The 20,477-nt window shown below is 62.9% G+C and carries 24 protein-coding genes and 1 other RNA gene; 6 read left to right on the forward strand and 19 right to left on the reverse strand.

What is annotated here, in order from left to right:
- Positions 1–3 precede the first annotated feature (3 nt).
- Positions 4–282, reverse strand: coding sequence for an RnfH family protein (locus ASD82_RS15040; protein WP_056718615.1), 279 nt, complete (start codon positions 280–282; stop codon positions 4–6).
- Positions 275–706, reverse strand: coding sequence for a type II toxin-antitoxin system RatA family toxin (locus ASD82_RS15045; RefSeq protein WP_056718641.1), 432 nt, complete (start codon positions 704–706; stop codon positions 275–277). Before ASD82_RS15045 ends, ASD82_RS15040 begins: the two co-directional genes overlap by 8 nt.
- A gap of 141 nt (positions 707–847) precedes the next feature.
- Here ASD82_RS15045 and smpB point away from each other — a divergent pair, with 141 nt between their 5' ends.
- A complete protein-coding gene (smpB, locus tag ASD82_RS15050) occupies positions 848–1,339 on the forward strand; it encodes an SsrA-binding protein SmpB (protein ID WP_056718616.1) in 492 nt (163 codons plus the stop codon).
- Positions 1,340–1,392: 53 nt separating this feature from the next.
- Here the strand turns inward: smpB and ssrA are convergent.
- Positions 1,393–1,747, reverse strand: a transfer-messenger RNA (tmRNA) gene (ssrA, locus tag ASD82_RS17465).
- Positions 1,748–1,938: 191 nt separating this feature from the next.
- Between ssrA and ASD82_RS15055 the strand changes: the two genes are divergently transcribed.
- Both ASD82_RS15055 and ASD82_RS15060 read left to right on the forward strand, forming a co-directional pair.
- Positions 1,939–2,262 carry a cytochrome c gene (locus tag ASD82_RS15055; RefSeq protein ID WP_056718617.1) on the forward strand — a complete coding sequence of 108 codons (324 nt, stop codon included), beginning with the start codon at positions 1,939–1,941 and terminating at the stop codon, positions 2,260–2,262.
- Between the two features lie 18 nt (positions 2,263–2,280).
- Positions 2,281–2,634: a cytochrome c gene (locus tag ASD82_RS15060; RefSeq protein WP_056718618.1), complete on the forward strand. Its 354-nt coding sequence runs from the start codon at positions 2,281–2,283 to the stop codon at positions 2,632–2,634.
- A gap of 69 nt (positions 2,635–2,703) precedes the next feature.
- Here the strand turns inward: ASD82_RS15060 and ASD82_RS15065 are convergent, their stop codons facing one another.
- Entirely contained in the window at positions 2,704–3,312 is a 609-nt protein-coding gene (locus ASD82_RS15065; RefSeq protein WP_056718642.1) for an NfuA family Fe-S biogenesis protein, read from the reverse strand.
- Between the two features lie 154 nt (positions 3,313–3,466).
- On the opposite strand from ASD82_RS15065, the gene ASD82_RS15070 reads away from it, so the two are divergent.
- Complete coding sequence (locus ASD82_RS15070) at positions 3,467–3,808, forward strand: 4a-hydroxytetrahydrobiopterin dehydratase (protein ID WP_056718619.1); 342 nt, start codon at positions 3,467–3,469, stop codon at positions 3,806–3,808.
- Here the strand turns inward: ASD82_RS15070 and ASD82_RS15075 are convergent, their stop codons facing one another.
- Positions 3,809–4,807: an RluA family pseudouridine synthase gene (locus tag ASD82_RS15075; protein ID WP_255358015.1), complete on the reverse strand. Its 999-nt coding sequence runs from the start codon at positions 4,805–4,807 to the stop codon at positions 3,809–3,811.
- A gap of 335 nt (positions 4,808–5,142) precedes the next feature.
- Between ASD82_RS15075 and ASD82_RS15080 the strand changes: the two genes are divergently transcribed.
- Positions 5,143–8,364: an Rne/Rng family ribonuclease gene (locus ASD82_RS15080; RefSeq protein ID WP_056718621.1), complete on the forward strand. Its 3,222-nt coding sequence runs from the start codon at positions 5,143–5,145 to the stop codon at positions 8,362–8,364.
- A 73-nt stretch (positions 8,365–8,437) separates the two neighbouring features.
- Here ASD82_RS15080 and ASD82_RS15085 read toward each other — a convergent pair whose 3' ends face one another.
- The 4 genes from ASD82_RS15085 to ASD82_RS17905 all read right to left on the reverse strand — a co-directional run bounded on the left by ASD82_RS15085 (position 8,438) and on the right by ASD82_RS17905 (position 10,327).
- Positions 8,438–9,091, reverse strand: coding sequence for a response regulator (locus tag ASD82_RS15085; RefSeq protein ID WP_056718622.1), 654 nt, complete (start codon positions 9,089–9,091; stop codon positions 8,438–8,440).
- Positions 9,092–9,258: 167 nt separating this feature from the next.
- The gene (locus tag ASD82_RS18135) at positions 9,259–9,693 is read right to left on the reverse strand and encodes a hypothetical protein (protein ID WP_235580734.1); all 435 of its coding nucleotides are present in this window, start codon (positions 9,691–9,693) and stop codon (positions 9,259–9,261) included.
- Positions 9,694–9,893: 200 nt separating this feature from the next.
- Positions 9,894–10,079 carry a DUF3606 domain-containing protein gene (locus ASD82_RS17900; protein WP_162253833.1) on the reverse strand — a complete coding sequence of 62 codons (186 nt, stop codon included), beginning with the start codon at positions 10,077–10,079 and terminating at the stop codon, positions 9,894–9,896.
- An 8-nt stretch (positions 10,080–10,087) separates the two neighbouring features.
- Positions 10,088–10,327: a hypothetical protein gene (locus tag ASD82_RS17905; protein WP_056718623.1), complete on the reverse strand. Its 240-nt coding sequence runs from the start codon at positions 10,325–10,327 to the stop codon at positions 10,088–10,090.
- Positions 10,328–10,592: 265 nt separating this feature from the next.
- On the opposite strand from ASD82_RS17905, the gene ASD82_RS15100 reads away from it, so the two are divergent.
- Complete coding sequence (locus tag ASD82_RS15100; protein WP_157599289.1) at positions 10,593–10,973, forward strand: hypothetical protein; 381 nt, start codon at positions 10,593–10,595, stop codon at positions 10,971–10,973.
- A 1,037-nt stretch (positions 10,974–12,010) separates the two neighbouring features.
- Here ASD82_RS15100 and ASD82_RS15105 read toward each other — a convergent pair.
- The 10 genes from ASD82_RS15105 to ASD82_RS15135 form a co-directional block, all read right to left on the reverse strand.
- Complete coding sequence (locus tag ASD82_RS15105) at positions 12,011–12,622, reverse strand: hypothetical protein (RefSeq protein ID WP_056718625.1); 612 nt, start codon at positions 12,620–12,622, stop codon at positions 12,011–12,013.
- A gap of 973 nt (positions 12,623–13,595) precedes the next feature.
- A complete protein-coding gene (locus tag ASD82_RS15110) occupies positions 13,596–14,138 on the reverse strand; it encodes a hypothetical protein (protein ID WP_157599290.1) in 543 nt (180 codons plus the stop codon).
- A 107-nt stretch (positions 14,139–14,245) separates the two neighbouring features.
- The gene (locus ASD82_RS15115) at positions 14,246–15,094 is read right to left on the reverse strand and encodes a hypothetical protein (RefSeq protein ID WP_056718627.1); all 849 of its coding nucleotides are present in this window, start codon (positions 15,092–15,094) and stop codon (positions 14,246–14,248) included.
- 71 nt (positions 15,095–15,165) lie between these two features.
- Positions 15,166–15,819 carry a hypothetical protein gene (locus ASD82_RS17835; RefSeq protein WP_157599291.1) on the reverse strand — a complete coding sequence of 218 codons (654 nt, stop codon included), beginning with the start codon at positions 15,817–15,819 and terminating at the stop codon, positions 15,166–15,168.
- Positions 15,820–16,225: 406 nt separating this feature from the next.
- Positions 16,226–18,103, reverse strand: coding sequence for a DUF927 domain-containing protein (locus ASD82_RS15120; protein WP_056718628.1), 1,878 nt, complete (start codon positions 18,101–18,103; stop codon positions 16,226–16,228).
- Positions 18,100–18,540: a hypothetical protein gene (locus ASD82_RS17910; protein WP_056718629.1), complete on the reverse strand. Its 441-nt coding sequence runs from the start codon at positions 18,538–18,540 to the stop codon at positions 18,100–18,102. Before ASD82_RS17910 ends, ASD82_RS15120 begins: the two co-directional genes overlap by 4 nt.
- Entirely contained in the window at positions 18,537–18,866 is a 330-nt protein-coding gene (locus ASD82_RS17845; protein WP_157599293.1) for a hypothetical protein, read from the reverse strand. The genes ASD82_RS17910 and ASD82_RS17845 overlap by 4 nt, the downstream gene beginning before the upstream one ends.
- Positions 18,856–19,080 (reverse strand): AlpA family phage regulatory protein, encoded by a 225-nt coding sequence (locus tag ASD82_RS17475; RefSeq protein ID WP_082585379.1) that lies wholly within the window; start codon positions 19,078–19,080, stop codon positions 18,856–18,858. Before ASD82_RS17475 ends, ASD82_RS17845 begins: the two co-directional genes overlap by 11 nt.
- Positions 19,081–19,194: 114 nt before the next feature.
- The gene (locus tag ASD82_RS15130) at positions 19,195–19,767 is read right to left on the reverse strand and encodes a hypothetical protein (RefSeq protein ID WP_056718630.1); all 573 of its coding nucleotides are present in this window, start codon (positions 19,765–19,767) and stop codon (positions 19,195–19,197) included.
- Positions 19,768–20,137: 370 nt separating this feature from the next.
- A partial coding sequence (locus tag ASD82_RS15135; RefSeq protein ID WP_235580735.1) for a hypothetical protein occupies positions 20,138–20,477 on the reverse strand: 340 nt, incomplete at its 5' end.

Below are 20,477 nucleotides of genomic sequence, written 5' to 3' on the forward strand. Positions count from 1 at the left end.
GGCTCAACGGGCGCGTCGCCGACGTGCCTCCATCGGATCGAGCAGCAAGGGGCGATATATTTCGACCCTGTCGCCGTCACGCAGTACGTGACCTGGCGCCACCTTGCGGGAAAACAGGCCGAGGCGTTCGGAACTGATCGTGCCCTCGGGGAGTGCCTCGGCCATCCCCGAAGCGGCAATGGCCTGGGCCACCGTGGCACCTTGGGCAAGATCGATCCGGCGCCGCAGGGCACGCTCCGGCCCCGCGCAAATGACTTCGACCCGGATCGTGGCCTCACCCATAAACGCGCCCCGCCTCCCGGCAAAAGTCATCCACCATGCGCCCGGCCAGCCCCTGGAAACCGAGCTTCAGGGCACTGCCGCCGAGCCGACCGGCGTAATCGAAATCCAGCGCAAATGCGACCTTGCATCCCGCCTCTCCCAGCGCGATGAAATCCCATACGCCTTCGAGGCTGCGGAACGGCCCATTTACCAGATCCATCTGCAGACGCCGTGGCGGGTCGATCGTGTTTCGCGTGGTGAAGCTCTGCTGGAAGCCCGCGAACTTGAGATCGAGTCGCGCCACCAGCACATGTTCCGAGCGCTCCAGAATTTCCGCACCGGCACACCAGGAGAAGCGCTTTGGGTATGCTTCAACTTCATTGACCAGGTCGAACATCTGCGCTGGCGAATATTTCACCAGCGCGCTGCGGCGGATTTCGATCACGACAACCTCTTCGGCTTGTGCATTCATCCGTGAATGCGAAAGATCAAGTGAGCGTCCTGCCTGGACGCAATCTCAACAAAGCGTCGCTCCGATGGGAACGACGGGCAATGCGGCCGCCCAGAGGCCCGAAGTTTAGCGGACATGGCCAAGAGCAAGGACAAGGACAACAAGGGTGGCGGGACCATCGCGCTGAACAAGCGCGCCCGCTTCGAGTACCACATCGATCAGCGCTTCGAAGCCGGCGTCGCATTGCAGGGTTGGGAACTGAAGGCACTGCGTGCGGGCCGCATCAATTTCGGCGACAGCTATGCGGTGGTGCTGAAGAACGAGATATTCCTGGTTGGCACCTCGATCCCCCCGCTGATCAGTGCCTCCACCCATGTCATCGCCGAGGACCGGCGCACGCGCAAATTGCTCCTTCATCGCAAGGAGATCGACCAACTGGTCGGCGCCGTCGAACGCAAGGGCTACACCCTGGTGCCGACCGCGATGTACTGGAAAGGCAACAAGGTGAAGGTCGAGATCGGCCTGGCCCGCGGCAAGCAGGAACACGACAAGCGCGATACCGAGAAGCAGCGCGACTGGCAGATCGAAAAGCAGCGCACCATGCGGTCGCACAATCGCGCAGCCTGAAAACGGCGGCAAGGCACCAAAGAAAAACCCCCGATCGCTCGGGGGTTTTTTATTGGTGGAGGTGGCGGGAGTCGAACCCGCGTCCGAAGGCGTTAAATGCCCGGATCTACATGCTTAGCTCGCCGTTCGATCTCGTTCCGCGACAAGTACGGTGGGCAAAACGCACCGCGGAACCAGCCTGATTGATTTAGCCTAGAACCGCCAGGCGGCAGCGTTCGGCGATCTCATGATAATGACCCTACACCGACGAGCATGAGCACAAGTGGGTTCGGGGCTTACGCCTTAAGCGGCGAGAGCGTAGTTGTCGTCGTTGGCAACTATGAGTTTGCTGCTGGATTAACGAGGAAAGCTGCCCCCTCGGCATGCACCAAGTCATCTCACTACCCCCGTCGAAGCCAGGACACCCCCGGGGAAAACGATCTGACACCCCAAGTATATGGGGACGCGGCACGCAACACCAATGCCCGGCCGATGTACCGCATGCGAGCCGTGCAATCCTTGACCATCGTCAAGCTGAGTGTTGTTAGGTCGTTAACGCAACGTCTATACTTGGTGGCTTGCAAGATCCCGTATCCGTCGCACTCGTGGGAAAGACCTCGATGACTCGATTGCATTTGCTGGGCCTGGTTGTGGCCTCTGCCCTGTTCGCCACCGCGAGCGCCCACGCCGAAGGCGACAAGGCCGCCGGCCGCAAGCTGGTTTATACCTGCGCCGGCTGCCATGGCGTGCCCGGTTACACCAATGCCTATCCGCAGTATCCGGTGCCGAAGATCGCCGGCCAGAACGAGCAGTACATCGTCAACGCGCTGAATGGTTACAAGGCTGGCGACCGCAAGCATCCCACCATGGATGCGCAGGCCCAGAGCCTGTCCGATGCGGACATCCGGAACATCGCCGCCTATCTTTCCAGTCTCGCCAAGTAGTCGCCAAGGATTTCACGCATGAACCGTGTGCTTACCCTGCTTTCCGTCGGCGCCGTGCTGGCGTTCGCGTCCACCCAGTTGCTGGCCAATGGCAATGCCGAGAACGGAAAGCAGAAGGCTGCAACCTGCTTCGCCTGCCACGGTACCGATGGCAACTCGATTGACCCCCAGTACCCGCGCCTGGCAGGACAGTACAACCTGTATCTCCAGCGCGTGCTACACGAATACAAGAACGGCGATCGCGACAACCCGATCATGAAGGGCATGGTTGCCACGCTTTCCGACCAGGACATCGAAGACGTGTCCGCGTATTTTTCGGGACTGCCGAGCAAGCTCGACACCCTGCAGGGCCACATCGGCGGCGACAAGTAAGTCGATTCCCTCTTCAGTCCGAAAAGGCCCGCGCAAGCGGGCCTTTTCCGTCATGACACACCGACCGGTTCAGGCAACCGCGGATTTGCCCTCGGCCTTGCTGTAATAGGGCTTCTCGCCGCCGGCGTGATCGGTAGCGTCACGTACCGCGGTGATTTCCGGCACCCGCTCGCGCAGGGTCTTTTCGACCCCCTGCTTTAGGGTCACGTCGACCATCCCGCAACCATGGCAGCCACCACCGAACTGGAGCAGCACCACGCCATTGGCGTCGATCTCCAGCAGGCTGACCCGGCCACCGTGCGACGCGAGCTTGGGATTGATCTCGGCCTCCAGCACGTAGCGCACACGCTCGATCAGTCCCGCCTCCGCGCCTGGGATGTCACCCTTGATCTTCGGTGCCCGGATATTGAGCTGGCCACCAGTCGCATTCGGCTCGAAGTCGATGCTGGCGCCATCAAGCCAGCTGGCGCTTTCGCCATCCACATGAAAATCGAAACCGGCGCACTCGATCGTCCATTCCCCGCCGGCCAGGTCGATGGGCTCGCAGAACTCCAGCTCGCAGTTTGCCGCGGGCGTACCCGGCGAAGTCACCCGCAGGCGGATGCCCAGCCCTTCGATGCCCTGTTGTGAGAGAAGGCGCAGAAAGTGCTGCTGCGCACGCTCGGAAATATCAATCATGCCTGCTCCAGAACCGCCCATGTCGATGCCGGCCAACCGGTGCCGACGAAACAGCACCATTTTAGTCCTGTTTCAGGTTTCATGCGCGCTTTGACTTTTGCGCGCACAACTTCGACGCTTCGCCTCCGCTATTCCGAACACCGATGGAGACTGCATGAACGCCAACGAGCTCTCGACCAGACATTGCCAGCCCTGCAAGGGCAAGGAACACGCACTGCAGGCGCCCCAGATCGCCGACCTGCTGCAACAACTGCCAGGCTGGAGCCTGGTCGACGACGGCCGGGCCATCGTGAAGGACTTCACGTTCAAGGATTTTCACCACACCCTGGGTTTCATCAACGCGGTCGGCTACATGGCCAACCATGAAGACCATCACCCGGATCTGGAGGCTGGCTACGGCCATTGCCGGGTCCTGTGGTCGACCCATGACGTGGGCGGGCTGTCCCTCAACGATTTCATCTGCGCCGCGCGGGTCGAGGCGCTGCTGGCGCGCTGATCAGTAGTCGGTGCGCGACTTGTCGCGGGTATAGACCAGCCGCTTGCCCTTGACGGCAAGGACGTCGAGGAAGTTTTTCAGGTCATCGGGCAGCGGCGCGGAAAAGCTGTAGGCCCGTCCATCCAGGTCGAAACTCATGTGCGAGGCGTGCAGGAACAGCCGTTCCAGTCCCATCTCGCGGTAGCGCTTGTTCATTTCGCGGTCGCCGTACTTCGGATCACCGGCCAGCGGGTGGCCGACATGTGCCGCATGCACCCGGATCTGGTGCGTGCGGCCGGTGCCCAGGGTGGCCTGCATCAGGCGCGCGCTGGGGTACTGCTCCATCTCGCGGAAGAACGTCAGCGACGGCTTGCCGCTGTCGGCCACCCGCACCATGCGTTCACCACCCTGCAGCACCGACTTCAACAGCGGCGCGTTCACGTCGAACTTTGCCTTGGACGGGTGGCCGAGCATCAGGCACAGGTACTGCTTGGTGACTTCGCCGGCGCGGATCGCCGCCTGCAGACCGGTCAGCCCGGCGCGAGTCCGAGCGAAGACCAGCACACCGCTGGTATCGCGATCCAGCCGATGAACCAGTTCCAGATGCTCCTGCGGCCTGGCCGCGCGAAGCAGTTCGATGGCGCCGTGGCTGACCCCGCTGCCACCGTGACTGGCCACGCCCGAGGGCTTGTCGATCACCAGGAAATGCTTGTCCTCGAAGATCACCGCATCGGCGACCGCGGCAACCAGCCCTCCGGCGGGGGCATGTCCTTCCGGCCTCTCGGCCACTCGAACCGGCGGGATGCGCAGCGTATCACCCTCTGCGAGACGGGTATCGGGCTTGGCCCGCTTGCCGTTGACGCGCACCTGACCCGTACGCAAAAGCCGATAGATCATGCTCTTGGGGACGCCCTTGAGCAGGGTCACCAGCGCGTTGTCGATGCGTTGACCGTCCCGTTCGGGACCGATCTCGACTTGACGTACACCGTGAGGTGCGTCATGGGAAGTTGCCGTCTGCATTGAAAAAAACCTGCTGAAATAGGATACTCGGCGGGCGCTACATTCTGCCCATCGAAGTCTGGATCGGGTCGAGTGCCCGCCCGTAACGTCGGCGAGGATTGCCCCGGTTGCCTTCTGGCGGCCGGTCGCGACTCCCTTTCATCGTAACGGTTGGGCCGTCGTTTGTCCGATGCCATTGCGGCATCGGGACGGCAGGCGCAGCTGACCGAATCATCCCGACGCCGGAAACGGTGCCGTTTTTTTTGCCGCTTAACTGCAGCGGCGCGATCCCCGGCAGGCCGCCACTGTGGCGCCACCGCGGCACGCGACGCGCGGCCAAGCCGAGGATTACCACCATGAAACGTATGTTGATCAACGCGACTCAGCGTGAAGAGTTGCGCGTGGCCATTGTCGATGGCCAGAACCTGTACGACCTGGACATCGAAATCCCTTCGCGGGAACAGAAAAAGTCCAATATTTACAAGGGTCGAATCACCCGTGTCGAGGCTTCGCTGGAAGCCTGCTTCGTTGAATATGGCGCCGAACGCCACGGTTTCCTGCCGCTCAAGGAAATCTCCCGCGAATACTTCACCAACGGCCTGGACCCGCACAAGGCGAACATCCGCGAACTGATCAAGGAAGGTCAGGAAGTCGTCGTGCAGGTGGAAAAGGAAGAGCGTGGCAACAAGGGCGCCGCCCTGACCACCTTCATCAGCCTGGCCGGCCGCTACATGGTGCTGATGCCGAACAACCCGAAGGCCGGCGGCGTGTCCCGCCGGATCGAGGGTGAAGACCGGCAGGCCCTGAAGGAAGCGCTGGACCACGTCACCGTGCCGGACGATGTCGGCCTGATCGTGCGTACCGCCGGCTTGGGTCGCGATGCCGAAGAGCTGCAGTGGGATCTCGATTACCTGTTGCAGCTGTGGAAATCGATCTCCGAGGCGGCCGGCAAGCAGAAGGCGCCGTTCCTGATCTATCAGGAATCGAAGCTGTTCATCCGTGCCCTGCGCGACTACCTGCGCAGCGACATCGGCGAGATCCTGATCGACGACGAGTCGCTCTACAACGACGCTCGCGACTTCATGCAGCAGGTGATGCCGAACGCCCTGCGCAAGCTCAAGCTCTACCGCGACGACACCCCGCTGTTCACCCGTTACCAGATCGAAACCCAGATCGAGAGCGCGTTCGACCGCCAGGTACGCCTGCCGTCGGGCGGCTCGATCGTGATCGACCAGACCGAGGCGCTGACCGCGATCGACGTGAATTCGTCGAAGGCGACCAAGGGCAGCGACATCGAGGAAACCGCGTTCAACACGAACTGCGAGGCCGCGGTGGAAATCGCCCGCCAGGCGCGCATCCGCGACGCCGGCGGCCTGATCGTGATCGACTTCATCGACATGGACAGCCCGCGCCACCAGCGCGAGGTGGAAGACCGCCTGAAGGAAGCGCTGAAGCTTGACCGCGCCCGCGTGCAGATCGGCCGCATCTCCCGCTTCGGCCTGCTCGAGATGTCACGCCAGCGCCTGCGCCCCAGCCTCGGCGAAGCGACCCAGATCACGTGCCCGCGTTGCGAAGGCCACGGCCATATCCGCGGCGTGGAATCGCTGTCGCTGTCGACCCTGCGCCTGATCGAAGAACACGCGATGAAGGACAACACCGGCCAGGTGCTGGTGCAGGCGCCTTCCAGCGTGGTCAACTTCCTGCTCAACGAGAAGCGTGCCAGCGTGGTGGAGATCGAACTGCGCCACAAGGTGCACGTGATGATCATCGCCGACGAAAAGCTGCAGACCCCGCACATCGAGATCCAGCGCATCCGCGAAGCGGACATGGGCGAGCACAGCAAGCCCAGCTACGAAATGCTGACCGCGGTGGAAACCGCCGAATTGCCGAAGATGGGCCAGGCTCTTGGCAGCGGTGAGCAGCCGGCAGTCAGCGGCGTGCTTCCGGCAAGCCCTGCCCCGGTGCGCGAGGAAGTCGCGGCCGCCCCGGCGCCCAGCCGGCCGACCGCGCCCCGTCGCAGCCCGGCAGAACCCACGGCAACGCGCAGTGCGCCCGCCGGCGGCGTCATTGCCCGTTTGCTGGGCTGGTTCCGCGGTCCGGAGGCGCCGGCGGCGACCTCCCCTGCTCCGGCGCGCAGCGACAGCGGCAACGAGAGCGGCAACCGCAGTCGTCGCGACGAACGCGGCAACCGCAACGGCAACGGCGCCAATGCCACGCCGGCCCGCCAGCCACGACGCGAAACGACACCGCCGCAAGGCTCGCCGAAGTCGGCAGCTCAGCAGCAGGCGCGCAGCAATCGTCAGCGCAATAACGAATCCCAGTCACGACCGGCACCGCAGGCGCAAACCCAGTCTGCCAGGGCGGAACGCCAGCCCAAGGCGCCAGCCGAGAACGCCCCGCCCCGTGCCGAGCGCAAGCCCAATCCGCAACAGCAGCCGAAGGGTGAGCGCCAGCCGCGCGTCGTGGAAAACCAGCGTCCTGCTGCCGCCCCGATGGACGAGGTGGCCAAGGAAGCCGAGTTGCTGGTGACGCCCGTTGCCGAGGCAGCGGTGCCCTCGTCCGAAGAAGGCGCGGCGGATACCGAAGGTGCCCAGTCGCGGCGTCGGCGCGGTCGGCGCGGTGGCCGTCGTCGCCGTCGTCATGATGAAGCCGGTGCCAATGGAACCGATATCAGCAGCGAGCAGGCCGAGGCGCTGGACGACGAGGACCGCGAAGAAAGCGCCCTGGCGCCCACGCCCGTCGCGACTCAGGCAGGCGTTGCCGAACGCGTGTCCACGGATGCCGCCAACGTCGGGACTGGCGCCGCGGGTCAGGCCAAGGCACCGGCTCGCCCGACCCATGAAAGCCCTGTGTCTGGTGTGACAGAAGGCCAGTCGACGCTGGAGACACCTGCGGCTGTGATCAGCGCAGTAACTGCCTTCAACCTGCCTGCGCTGCCGCCGATTCCGCTCCAGGACGAACCGGCTCCGGCAAACAGCAGCACCGATCAGCATGCCGTCAAGGTTGAAGTGGCCGAAACCAGGCCCGCAACGACCCCATCCAGCACGCTGGCAGCCAGGCTTGACCAGGAAAAGACGTTGGCGGGAACCGTTGACGTAGAAGCTTCGCCCGAAGCGAGGTTCGTGGCTGTTGAAGCACCAGCGGTGACGCCAGCCGTCAGCCGGCCGTCCACGCACGCGGGTGCTTCAAGTGACGCCATCGTCGCACCGGCGGCACAGCCTGCCGAGGAAACCACCGCCGAGGTTGCGGTTGCGGCGGTGACAGCTCCTGCCTCCACGATGACGGCGACTCCGGTCGAGAAGCCCACGTCGGCTGCGCCAGTGGCCTCCGGTTTCCCGAACACTGATTCGACCAGCCCCAAGCCGGCGGCGGCATCCAGCACGCCCGCATCACCGGTGGCGGCGGAGCAGACCGGGCCGGCGACCGCCACCGAGGCGGTGTCCGCTCCCCTTCCGATGCCCAAGCAAGGTGACCTGCTGGGCATGCCTCCCCGTCACGTCACGGTGACGGACAAGGCCATCGAAGACACGGAAGAACCTGCACCGGTCCCGCACGACAAAAGCGACGCGCAAGGCTGATTGCGGCAATAGAAAAACCGGACGAAAGTCCGGTTTTTTTTGTCCTCGCATCAGGCTTCCGTTGCCGGGAGCTTCAGTTGCCTACGTGATGATTCGGCGTATCGATCAAGCCATGCACCGTCATCAGATGGGCGAGGCTCAGCACGTGGTCCACGTGGAGCTTTTCCATCAGTCGCTGCTTGTAGGTGGAAACGGTCTTGGGACTCAAATTGAGCTGCTCGCCGATCATCGTCAGCGGCTTGCCCCGAACCAGCATCATCGCCACCTCCAGCTCGCGGCTGGACAGCGTATCGAAGGGCGAAGCGCTGCCATCGAGGGTGGCCAGGGCCAGTTGCTGGGCAACGGCCGGGGCGAGATAGCGCCTGCCGCCGGCAACCTGGCGTACCGCCGAAACCAGTTCGTCCGCACTGCACCCCTTGGTCAGGTAGCCCAGTGCCCCCGCGTCAAGCAGGCGCTTGGGAAAACGCGCATCGTCGACGACGGTCACGATCACGATATGCGTGGACAGTTTTGACCGGCACACGCGCTCGGTGAGCTCGATCCCGCTCATGCCCGGCATGTGCACGTCGACCAGGGCGATGTCCGGACTCAGGGTGCGGATCAGCCGCAGCCCTTCCTCGGCGGTGCCCGCCTCGCCCGCAACGTGAATGTCCGACTGCTGTTGCAGGATCATTCGAAAGCCGGTGCGCACCAGCTCGTGATCGTCCACCAGGACCACATTGATCACTTGACTCCCTCCTTGGTAGGGCTGCTTGAAATTAGGCTGCATGGTACGCCAATGCAAGTGGCCTCATGGCCCATGAACCGCCGGCGCGATCCTTGCGCCCGGCCAGTCCAGCCGCGCGCCCCCCCTCCGCGCGTTGCAGTCGGCGTGTCCGGTATCCGTCAACAGGCTCAGGCGGCCAGCACGCCCCGGCCCTGACCGGTGGTCCCCTGCGCGAGCGTAGCCGCGCCATGGGTGTAACTCGCCAGGACGAGGGTGGAGCTCGGTCCGGGCATCTCTACGCGAATTTCCCTGCCAAGGCGCTGAAACTCGTCCCGTGCCATTTCGCGTGCAAGCTTGATCGCAGCGCCCAGCTGCAGATCGCTGAACAAGGTGATGTGATGGCGGCAGATGCTCCAGCCCCCGTTTGCCAATGGCTTCAGCAGGATCGTCACCATCACAATCACTCCCCTTCCAGTGAGGCCCGAAAACGTGCTGCTGACCGGCCAGCGAATGCCGTGCCCGACTGGAAAGGAATGTGACATGGCGACGCGCCAGATGATGTCAGCCGACGCCCACGATGAGTGTGCGCAAAACGCCGCAGCAGCTTCTTCGAATTGCACCATCGACTGGTGAAGTCCGCACGCAAACGGAAAAGCCGCCCAAAGGGCGGCTCTTCCGTTTGTCGTTTCGACAGGTTTGTCGAAACCATTCAATTGGTGCCAAGAGGGCAACACAAAGCCAGCAATACCAAGCTTTTCGGACGTCCGTCTGGAAAGTTACTCGCAAAGTTACTCACGCGTGGCCAAAGCTGACGGTCCTTTCCTCATGCCGCGGCGTGGGCATCGAACGATTCCAGCGCATACCTGGTCGCCAGATACAGCCCGACCACGCCGACCTCCACGCTGCCGGTAGCTCGTACCGCATCGACCAGCTCCCTGTCACTACAGCTGAAGCACCCGCACCAGTGGGCACGACTCAGTCGATCACGAAGATTTATCCGCTCGCTCACGATCGCCCTCACGCTGTGGCGCCCGTCCAGTTGCTCTGCATCTTCTGGTAGTTGGCCAGGGGCACGGTCGCACCGGCGCCGTGCATTTCCACTCGCGTGGTGAGGCCCGAATCCAGGTGTTCTGCGCGAGCCGCGTCCCTCGCCCGCTTGATGGCCGGGCCGAGGTGAAGGCCATCCTCGAGCACGATGCCCATGTAGGAAACGCTCCATAACCCGTTCTCGCTTTGCTTGACGGTGTAGACGATCATGCCGGGCGCTCCTGCAAGGGAAGTCGCCCCGCTCATCGGTCCGCGCTGACAGAGGGCAGTCTGGGCCGACTCACGGGGCCCGGACAGCTTGAATGCACCGTCTTGCGTGTTGCATCGGTAAATGACGTGGAAAGGTGTAGGCAATGACCTACTGAACTCCGACACTCAGGATCATTGATTCTCCGCGGTGCGCTGCCGATCTCAGGATGCATCTCGCGCAGGCCTGCCGTAGGCTCGTCGCAGGGCAGAAACCAACAGGGGCGTCATGGCCAACATCATCACAAGGCAGTGCTCCAACTGCTTGTTCATTTACATGCCAAGCCACTACGCCGCATGTCCCCAGTGCGCCGGCAATGTTCCGCGTAAGCTTCGGGATCAGCGCTCGCCAATGAATGCCGGCGGCCATCGCTATTTCATCGAGACCTGCGCCAGCAATCCGGAGGTAGTTGGCTTTCGCACTTGCCGTACCGAGGCCTGCGAGAAAGATCACTGCCGCCACGTGCCTCAGCTGCTCACGGTGCGTGCCGCGCTCGCCCTCTGTGCGTTGCCCTGCCGGCACGCACGCGACTGCTATGGCTACCTGCAGGTCGTATTCAAGGATGAGCTCACTCCTGAGCAACTGACCCAGATCGAGGCCGACATCTAAACGATCGCGATACCCAGTTTTCAAAGGCCCTTTTCAGGGCCTTCTTTTTTGCTGCCGTGGAAAGGGGCGCGGTCACTGAAACCCCTGGGCCAGGCGGAATCTCTGGCGATCGCTGAGACTGAGATTGCTGGGGATAGGCGCCTAAGAGGAGTACCAACCGTCCGGTAAATCTGGCACACCGATTTCGTCAATGTACGCGCCTAGCAATAGGCGAAGCGCTTCGAGTGTACCCGTAGGTAAGTACACCGCGCTCGATTGGCAAATGCCCCTGCCGCGGATAGATCCTGCTCTTCGAGGTGGCACATCGACGCATGGAAACGCTCCACCAGGTAGCAACAAAATCGGTAACGGTCGGCACTGAACACATCAGAACGAAGAGGCCACAGCCGTAGCCGCGCACCCTGGGGCCGAAATGAAATCAACCTCGAGAGCCAATTTCATGAAGAATCGTACACAAGCGGGAAAGAAGCGGCCCATCCATTCCTCGGGCGCTTGGGTTGACCGAATGCTCACACTGCTGGTCGCTTTGATAGGGTTGGCTGCCGCTGTTGTTAAGGCGTTGGCGCGATGATCGAATTCGATTGGAAGCGGCATCTTAGGCCTGTCATAGCGAGCCAAGTCCCCTTATAGCTCTGCGCATCCGCATGCCCAGTGGGGTGCTGCGGACGGGGGAGCTACACGCGCGACGCATGGCCTATATCGGACGTAGCTGGCCGCTATTTGTCCCGGGCAGTGGCCTTGCCCGGGACAAGGCCGGGACGCGGAAACCCAAGTGGGGCGCGGTGTCCCGAGTGTCCCGAGTGTCCCGGGCGAATTTCGGCAAGGTGAAGGGTGGTGCAGGAATTCTCGGGGAAAAGGTGGCACGGGAACACGGGATCGCATTCGGAATCTTTATGTATCTACCCGGGACACCCGGGACACCCGGGACACCCGGGACACCCGGGACATTCAAGCGGGGCGCGGCCTGCGCTGTCCCGGGTTTGTCCCGGGCAAGGCCACTGCCCGGGACAAATAGCGGCCAGCATCGTCCGATACGGTCAGGCACCCGACTCGACCGGCGTTTCTTCCGCGCCTTCCGGGAAGTCGCGTCGGAATTCCTCCAGGTCGAGCCCGGAGTACTCCACTGCCGCGAGCTCCTCTATCCAGCGCGCCAGGTGGCCAGCATGCAGTGCCACGGATCCTTCGGCCCAGCGCGATTGCAGGGCATCCGTGAACCGGCATAACTGTTGCTCTGCTTCGTCGTGCGCACGGAACGCCGCCGCTTGCTCGCGTTGTTCGCTGTCCGCTCGCTCGTCGGCCAGGGCGGCGCGCAGCCGGGCGACCTCGTTCACCAAGACTTGCAATCTCTCACGCAAATCGGTCACTGCCTCGGCACCAGGTCGCAGTGCGCGGGCGCGCACTCGCGCCGGGTTACTGTTCGTCATCCATTCGCGCACGGCGCGCTTCGCGTCGAACAGGCCATCGGGTCCTGGAGGCGAAATGGTGCCCCGCTTCACGGCAGCTGATACGGCCTGCCTGGAGACGTCGAGCATCGCACCCAACTGTGCGCCGTTCAGGCGCAGGCCGAGCAGATCAAGCCCAAGGTCACCCGAAGTTGACGGCAGCACTTCATGTGCCGCTTCGCCGATGTTTTCTCGTGCGCTCGTCATTCGTGCTACTCCGTCGGTCAATACAAATCGCAAAGCACTATCTACACAGGAATTGCGGCTGCGCTACCCGCATGGGCCAGACCAGGGGGAGGACCCATGAGGTCAAGGTTCGCGCTGCCGGTCTCCCGCCCCGCCTGCCCACGCGCGCGCCGCAGGCGGCCGGTCGAAATCAACACCCGGGCAGCCGAGCCTCCGGCGGTGGCCGACCCGCATGGCGTTACAGGCTCACCGCAGACACAAGTAGGTGCCGACCTCCAACATCCTGGTGCGCGCGGGCGCGGCGGCAGCCCTATCCCGCAAAGCCTATGCATAGGCCAGTCAGTCGGCGCCGACATGAACCGCCGATCAGTAACAGTCACCGCATGCCATGTGCGGCACGTCCTTATTAGCAGTCCGGCACCCCACACCAAGTGAACCGATAGCACGTGTTGTCCCTCCTTCGAGGCGGCCGGGCCGATCATGCATGGCGCTCTCTGCACCAAGTATCGGCGTCGCCCCATAGCTCCCGGAAGATCAGGTTGCCGCGCACCTTGCGGCCATAAGCACACCGGCGCCGGTGTATAAGGAAGTGGCACAAAGAAGTCTTCAGGCACGCAACATCGCTGGCCAGTGACCGCCGCCCGTTGCTCAAGTGAGGGCGCTTCCTCAGCTCGGAACTGCGACTGCTCATGTAGACGTGGACGTACCGCCTCCAAGACACGGCAGCAGCAGACTAGGTGGGGCGCCGCGTCGCACAGCCTGCTCGGCCCGGAGCTGCAGGATGAAAGCCCGGTCGGCAGTTGCGCGGGAATTCGCGAAAAGACTCGCACCACTGCAAATAGAAATCTCCCCGCGGTAGTCGGAACTACCGCGGGGAATACCGTCATCCCGGGAGAAATCCCCACTTGTTGGGGCAAGAAACCGAGACCGATACTGCCGCTGTTATCACCGACACCTGCGGCTGGTCGGATGGCGCGCGTCCACAACGCGCTTATCACGGCAACTTCGGCGCCCCCGCTGCCACCGTTGTTTCGCGCTTCCGCCGTTCGAAGATTGAATCAGCCGATCCAGACGGCTTTTTCGTGGCAGTAAACCCATCGACCTCGTCCGGAGACATGTGCATAACTGCAGGAGGCGCATCCCGGCGGATCGCGTCGAGCGTGATGCCGCGGTCTCTTGTTTCGCGAACCTGCTCCAAAGCGAACTTCTCAACACTCCAGCCTTCCGCAATCGCCCGCCGGCAAACTTCCTGGAATCCAGCGTCGGTTATCGCCTGGATATCTGAAATGCGCACGCGCTCTTCTCCGCATATCATCGCCCTGACTCGCGGATCGATATGGCCAGCCGCGACGGAAATATTCTCAGACTTGCCCGCGGAAAGGCCTTCGCTATAGCCCTCGCGACGCGCTGCGTCGACCCGTCCCGCAATGTCTTCCGAAGGGAGCAGGATATTCTCGGGGGCGTATCCCGCGGCGAGCGCGGCCTGCAAATCGTGTGAATTCCATACAACAATCTTTCCGTTCGAAGTTGCGACCATGTTCATTCTCCTTCAGTGTTCCAGATATCGACCAGGACGGCGGGGTTCGCCGCTTCCCGTCGAGTGACGTATATGTCTGCATCGAATAGCGCCAGTACTTCGCGCTCTTACTCGCGACTGAGTGACAGAATTTCCGCGTCGACTTCGCGCAATCGCCTCCGCCGCTGTTCGCGATCGACAGAGGGATAGGCGTCCTGATACCCCTTGCTTATCTCGAAGAGACGATCCGCGATGGTTTCGGCGCCGAAAATGGACGCGAGATCCTTCATGGTCAGAGGATCGTTTGCGGGCCAGCAGCTTTGCTCATGGGCATAAACTCCCGTGAGTTTGTGGACCATCGAGGATGAGTCAAAGTCCGAGATCATCCGGCGCTTGAATTCGTCCGCCGTCACGCTCGCTTTCTGCATATTCTCCTGCTCGACAAGGAGCAAGCCGATGCGCTCTTGGATGCCATCCAGTTTCTTGCGGCGCTTGTCGCCTGCGGAAACATCCGGATAAGCCAGGCCCGGGATGCGCGCTTGCTCAGGAAACACGCTGTCCACACCACGCACGCCGAGATAAGCATAGATCGAATCGAGCAATCTGCCCGTTGGAGTCAGCCAACCGTGGACCTTTTCAATGCCGGCCTCCATCGCGGCGATCCGATCCTGATTCGTGGATTGATCACGCTCAAGCTGCACCAAGCGGGGCAGGATCTCACGATCAAATTTCTTTACGGCTGCCGAGTCGCTTTCCGTGCGCGTACGGGAGTAGGGTTTCCCGGTCCACTGGGTGAACTGCGCTTTCAGGTTGGCGATTTCGCTCGCACCCGTAAACGCGGTGCCGCGAATTTGATTGATGGATCGCTGACTCTCCCTGAGCCTTTCATATCCGCTGCCGGAAGCTTGGGAAAGAAATACGATTTGTTGTTCGAATCGCCTGGAAGAACTTGAAATGTTGGGGCTCGCAAAATTCATCTCACCATGCTCCTGAGTTGATGCAATGAAAATTTGCACGCGGTGCCGCTGACATTGCAAAGCGTTGAATGTCAGCCCGCGCCTTCTCGAAGCACGCGATAAAACTGCCGGTCAGAATCGGGCAGGTTTGATGCCAATGCGGCGGCATGCAGAAGGTCTCTCGCCGTCGGGTCCGTGCTGCGTGGAACCCGGGTTTTCAGGATGTTCCACGTTCGCCACATGACTTTTGTTTCTTGGCGCAGCTTCCGTGCGCGCGCCCAATCCGTGTCTTCCTGGAGTAATTGGGCTGCAGCACGGATCAAACGGTTACGCTCTTTCCGCAACAGATCTTCGCTTGCGACTCGTACAAGGCACTCAATGGCCGCATCCAGCAGCACCGGAGAAACCGGCGTCCCGGTGGCGCTGCATGCACGTAGCGCCTCGAGCGTGGCAGCAAGTCCGAATGACACGGGCGAAGCCGCTAGGCCGAACCCATGCGTGTGGCGTTCAACACTCTGTGAACCGCAACCCGCCGAAGGCGATGCCCCGCCCTCAACTGCCTCAACCCAGGAGCCAAGCGCACCTGCACGACGGCGATCAACGGCAAGGCCCTTTTGCTTCAGGCACCCGTGCTGCTCTGCCGCGACGCCATTGGGCATGAGCGTGGCAGGCGATATCCGGTCTTGACCGGCAGATTCATGGCCGGCGGCTGAACCTGCATGTCGCGGCTTGGCGAGAGCGATCATTTGCTTATTTCTCCAGCTGGCTTTGCTGGATCGCTCAAGTTTCCTTGTGAGCCTCGGGCGCCGCATAAGGGCTCACTTGGTGGCCGGGGAATGGGAAAACCAGCCGTCCGGTTCCAGCACCATGGGCAGGCGAGCACACGGGCGGGTGCGCCGCACCACAGCCACACGGGGCCACAGCGGAGGCAGGTGGACGCCTGCCCCCAGCCGTGGGGCTGGTAGCCGTCCTTTCGGTGGGCCGTGTCCAGCAGTGCCCGTGCGTAAGCGAGGCAAGTGGCATCGGTGAGATTGGCGAGGAGATGGCAGTCACCACGCGCCAGCCGCAGCACGTCGCGTACCGGCAGCTCAACGGCCTGCACCAGACGGATCAGGCGAAGACGTTGCGCTTCTTCCAGGGCGGCCAGGCTGCTCATGCATCGCCCTCGCCGTCCTCGTCCCCGTCGTCGCTCCAAAGCTCGGGCAGAATCACGTAAACGCGTGCCTTTCGCCCATCGGGCAGACGCTCGCGACGGGTGAAGCCGCCGTTACTGTCCATCCTCAGCGCGCCGGCAAGGGCCAGTGTACGTGCCACCTGTCGGGCATCGAAACCGCTGCACACTTCGGCCCGGAATACTTCTGCCTCGATGTAGTACGCCAGGCCGCCGATATCGTCCCGACTTTTGCGGAAGCCAGCGCGATTGATCGTGCGGGGCTTGTGGGACTCGTCCGCATCGCGCCATGTGCTGAAGCGCGATTCACCATGCTGCGCCAGAAACAATCGCACCTGCGCAAGCATCGCGGCCGGCTCGGCGGCTCCGGTGGTGCCGCGTGAGTTGAGCCAGGCCGTAAAGCATGCACGTCCCGCGCTTTCGGCCTCGCCAGCGGGCCAGCCCGTCAGCCCCTTCGCTGTTGCCAGCTCGCCTGCGGCACACGCCAGTGCGAATCGCTGCGCAACCCGTCGCACCTGTCCGGCGGCGCTCTCGCCGCACAGGGCATCAGCCATCTGGTCACAATGCGCCCGCAAATAATCGCGTGCCGCCGCGGCATTTGACGTGAGTGCGGCCAGCCACTCGTTCAAGGCGTGACCGTGGTGTTCGGCCGCGGCGCGCTTCAGTCGGTCAGCGAAGTCGCCTGGCGCGAATCCATCGGGAATGCATTCGAAGATCCCGCAGCCGCCCTCCACATCCGCCGGCACATCGATAACGCGCACCTCATGCCCGGCTCGCGACTTGCTCCCGGATGCGGTCACCAGATCGCCCAAACCGACCTCGCCCGCACTCATGAACAACAGCCGGAACCGCGCAGCCGCGCGCGCGCTTCCGTCGCGATGGCTGCGGCTCTTGCCTTGTCCGTTCGCCAGCAGGTAGGCCGCCGCACCTGCATGGCGCGGATCAAGCTGGCCGATCTCGTCCAGTGGAAGCAACAAGTCCGAGTAAAGGGACGCCACGGCCTCCAAGGCGTTGTCAGTCGCACGCCAAGTCCGCATGTAGGCAGGTGGCCCGAACACGCTCGCAGCCACAGCCAGCGCGGTGGACTTGCCTGAGCTGCTGGAACCGCGCAGGTGGAAGCCGCCGCCCTCTGTATCCAGCAAGCCCAGGCACGGGCCGGCAAAGGCAGCAGAGAGAGCCAGCACCAGTCGGCTGTTACCAATGCACGGAGCGGATACCTGTGCGCGCCATTCGTTCATGGTGCCGGCAATGGCGAGCGCGACACCGTCGGCCGTCGCACCCTGGAAGATCACGGGCTCTCCCGGTGATTCGCCGTAAGTGGACGACGGCAGCACGAATACGCCATCGTGCCAGCCGGTGCGCAGTACGCATCGTGCCTTGGCTTCCGGTCGGGCCAGCCCGATGTATTCCGTCAGCTTGCCGCGCCGCGTGGCGATGGTTGTTACCTCCAGACCCTGGCGCAGCAGTTCGGCTCGCAGTTCCTCGCCGCTCCCGGCCAGCATCGCCATCGGCATGGCCCATCGATGTTCCTGCCCGTCGCGATCGGGGAATATCAGCAGCCTGCCCCACTCATTGCCACCGGTATCGCGGGTCAGTGCGGCCACGGTCAGTGGCGAGCAAATCCACTGCGGCTCGACCTCTATGGTGTCGCCCGTGCTGCGATCTTGCGCCGTGCCGATCCAGTAAACGCCCGGCCGGCCCAGCGCCTCGCTGGCGGTGTTCACGAAGCGCGCGCGCGCCACCTCCGTCCCGCCGGCAGCCTTGCCGCCCTTCCCCATGCCGCGTGCCTTGCCCTTCGCGTCGCGCGCCGCCTGCATGCGTGCCAGATCGCGTTCCGCCTGTTCGTCCATCGACGTCATGCAAGCACCTCGCGAGCGCCTTCGATGCGCTCCAAGGCCACCCGCAGCCGCGCTTGATCGTCCTCACCCAAGGGGCGACCATCGGCCAGCTGGCGGCCGGCGATCAGCACTACAGACGCCTCGCGGGCCAACACGCCGAGCGCCGCTGCCCAGCCGCTTTGCCGCCATGCCTCGCGCGCTTCGGCTCGCCCTATCGGCGATTTGTCGGTAGCTCTCTCAGGGAACAGGTCAGCCAGCTCCAACCCGACAGCGCGCACGACGGCCAGCACCTCGCATCCCGCGAAGCACTTCACCAAGGCACGGCCATCCTGTCCCTCAGCCAGGGAGAGACTGGCGCTCCGGTCTTGATGGGCAGGACAGCGCGCCACCCAGCCGTGGCTGGACGTGCGCACGCCTTCCAAGCGGGACAGCAATAGCTCGAGCGGTGGGGGCGTCATCGTTGCCAGTCGCCCGAAGCGGCAGGCGACGGAGGTAGCCCAAGTGGCCCGGCATGCAGCACGTAGACGCGAGCAGTCTTTCGGCTGCCGGGCAAAGCCTTGCGATGTTTGAAGCCGCCTGTTTGATTCTTCTGCAGCACGCCAAGACTCGCGAGCATGCGCGCCACCTCGCGCGGGCGTAAGCCACCGCACGCATCGCGGAACAATTGAGCCGGCACGTAGTAGGCGGAATCGCCGATAACGCCGTACAGACTTTGCGCGGGCCTGCCGTTTGGCATCAGGCGCGCGCGAAACCGCGCCAATAGCGTTTCCGCCTCAACGGCCATGCGCTTCCCCTTGGCGGGTGGCATCGATCAGGGCACGAATCTCGTCCACATGCCAGGCAGTGCAACGCGCGCCCAGTTGCACGGGTTTTGGATACCGCCCGGCGCGGACGCCGGCCCACCAGGTCGAACGCGAGACCGGAAAAACGGCCAGCACCTGCGGCAAGCGCAGGTAGCCGGTTTCAGGGAGAACGGGAAGGACGGGGAGAGGTTGCATTGCGGCTTGCCTGTTTGGACGCAACGCGATCCGTTGCGGTACAGGAAGCTACAAAGTGCGAGATTGGCTGTCGGCCTAAATTCTGTGCCCGACTTTTAGGATGGCTCCGGCGAATTACTCGCCACTCCGCAAAGCGCGAGCGATCGCGTCGAAAATCGCTGGCCGCGCATCAGCGTACTTGGGGCGCTCATCGGGATTTCTCCCGGTAACACGGCAAAGCTTCCTCCAATCCGTCATCAGTTTTTCCACTTGCTTTGCGGACATTCGAAGGTCGTCGCCGACCTTCGACAGGGCGCCCTTGCCGCCTTTCGCGTTGTCCTTCAACGGCACGCCAGTCGCCTGCAAATCACGCACGCGCATGTACACGAATGCAGACCGCAGCCTCGTCCGCTTTGCATTCGCATACCTGTGATCAGGAATGCCAAACGCCTCCCCAAGAGAAGCGCACTTGAAGTCCTCGAATCGCCGCCAATCGGACAGCACGCAATCTGCTGCCCAGTCAGGGCATGGCGCGCCCCACTTGAAAGATTCCATCGCGACAGAAAAGGCGATATGGGACGCCGATTCGGCATCGTCTGGCAATGACGTGCCGGCAGCGATCTCTGCCAAGGTTGCGTGATACAGCTCCTCGGAAGCTGCAAACCACTCGACAACCTCAGGTGGCGGGATCTTCCGTTCCTGCGACATGCGCGCACCTTCGCTGCGCCCTTCAAGGGAACGCCACGGCAGCGGGTGAAGGTGTCCCGCGTTCGGCTGGCCGGCCTAGCCGTGGCGTGTTCGGTGGTTGCCGAAACGGTGACCGTAGGTGATCACCGTTTCCGCCCCTATGGTGATCGGTGATCGGTCGCTGACCGATAGTCTTCGTACCTGACTCCGCGGCTCCGGGCGATACGGAAGAGGCCACCTAGCCTTGCTTCGAAGTTGCTTCCTTGAGCATTGTTGGAAGCTCGCAGCATCAACTGCCCAAGCTCAGTGCGACCCGACTCATCCATTACTTGAAACACGTGGAGCAAATAGCGCTCCATGTTATTCATCTCCATCGGAGAATTTTCGCTTTTCATCGCACGTCCCGTATCGCTGGGCAAGCGGCCGTCCGCAAGGCGTCCGCGGCCTCGAGCGCGAATCCGCAAAGCCAGGCGATTTGGCCGTCCATACCGTTCACATCTACAGCATTGCTCAGCAGGAGGCGCACAGCCGATTCCAGGCTCACGGCTTCAGAAAGGGCCAAGTCACGACTGACACCGGCGATGGTGTCAAACAAGTAGATGTCGGGGTCGGGGCCTGCCGAACGGAACGAAATTGTTCCCGTGGTGCCGATGTAGGGTTTGGTTGACGCTATGCTTTCAGTTGCCATGATCGTTCTCCAGTTGAACGGTTGTGGAAGGCGTGGCCGGGTG

The organism is Rhodanobacter sp. Root179 (assembly GCF_001428465.1).
GTDB lineage: Bacteria > Pseudomonadota > Gammaproteobacteria > Xanthomonadales > Rhodanobacteraceae > Rhodanobacter.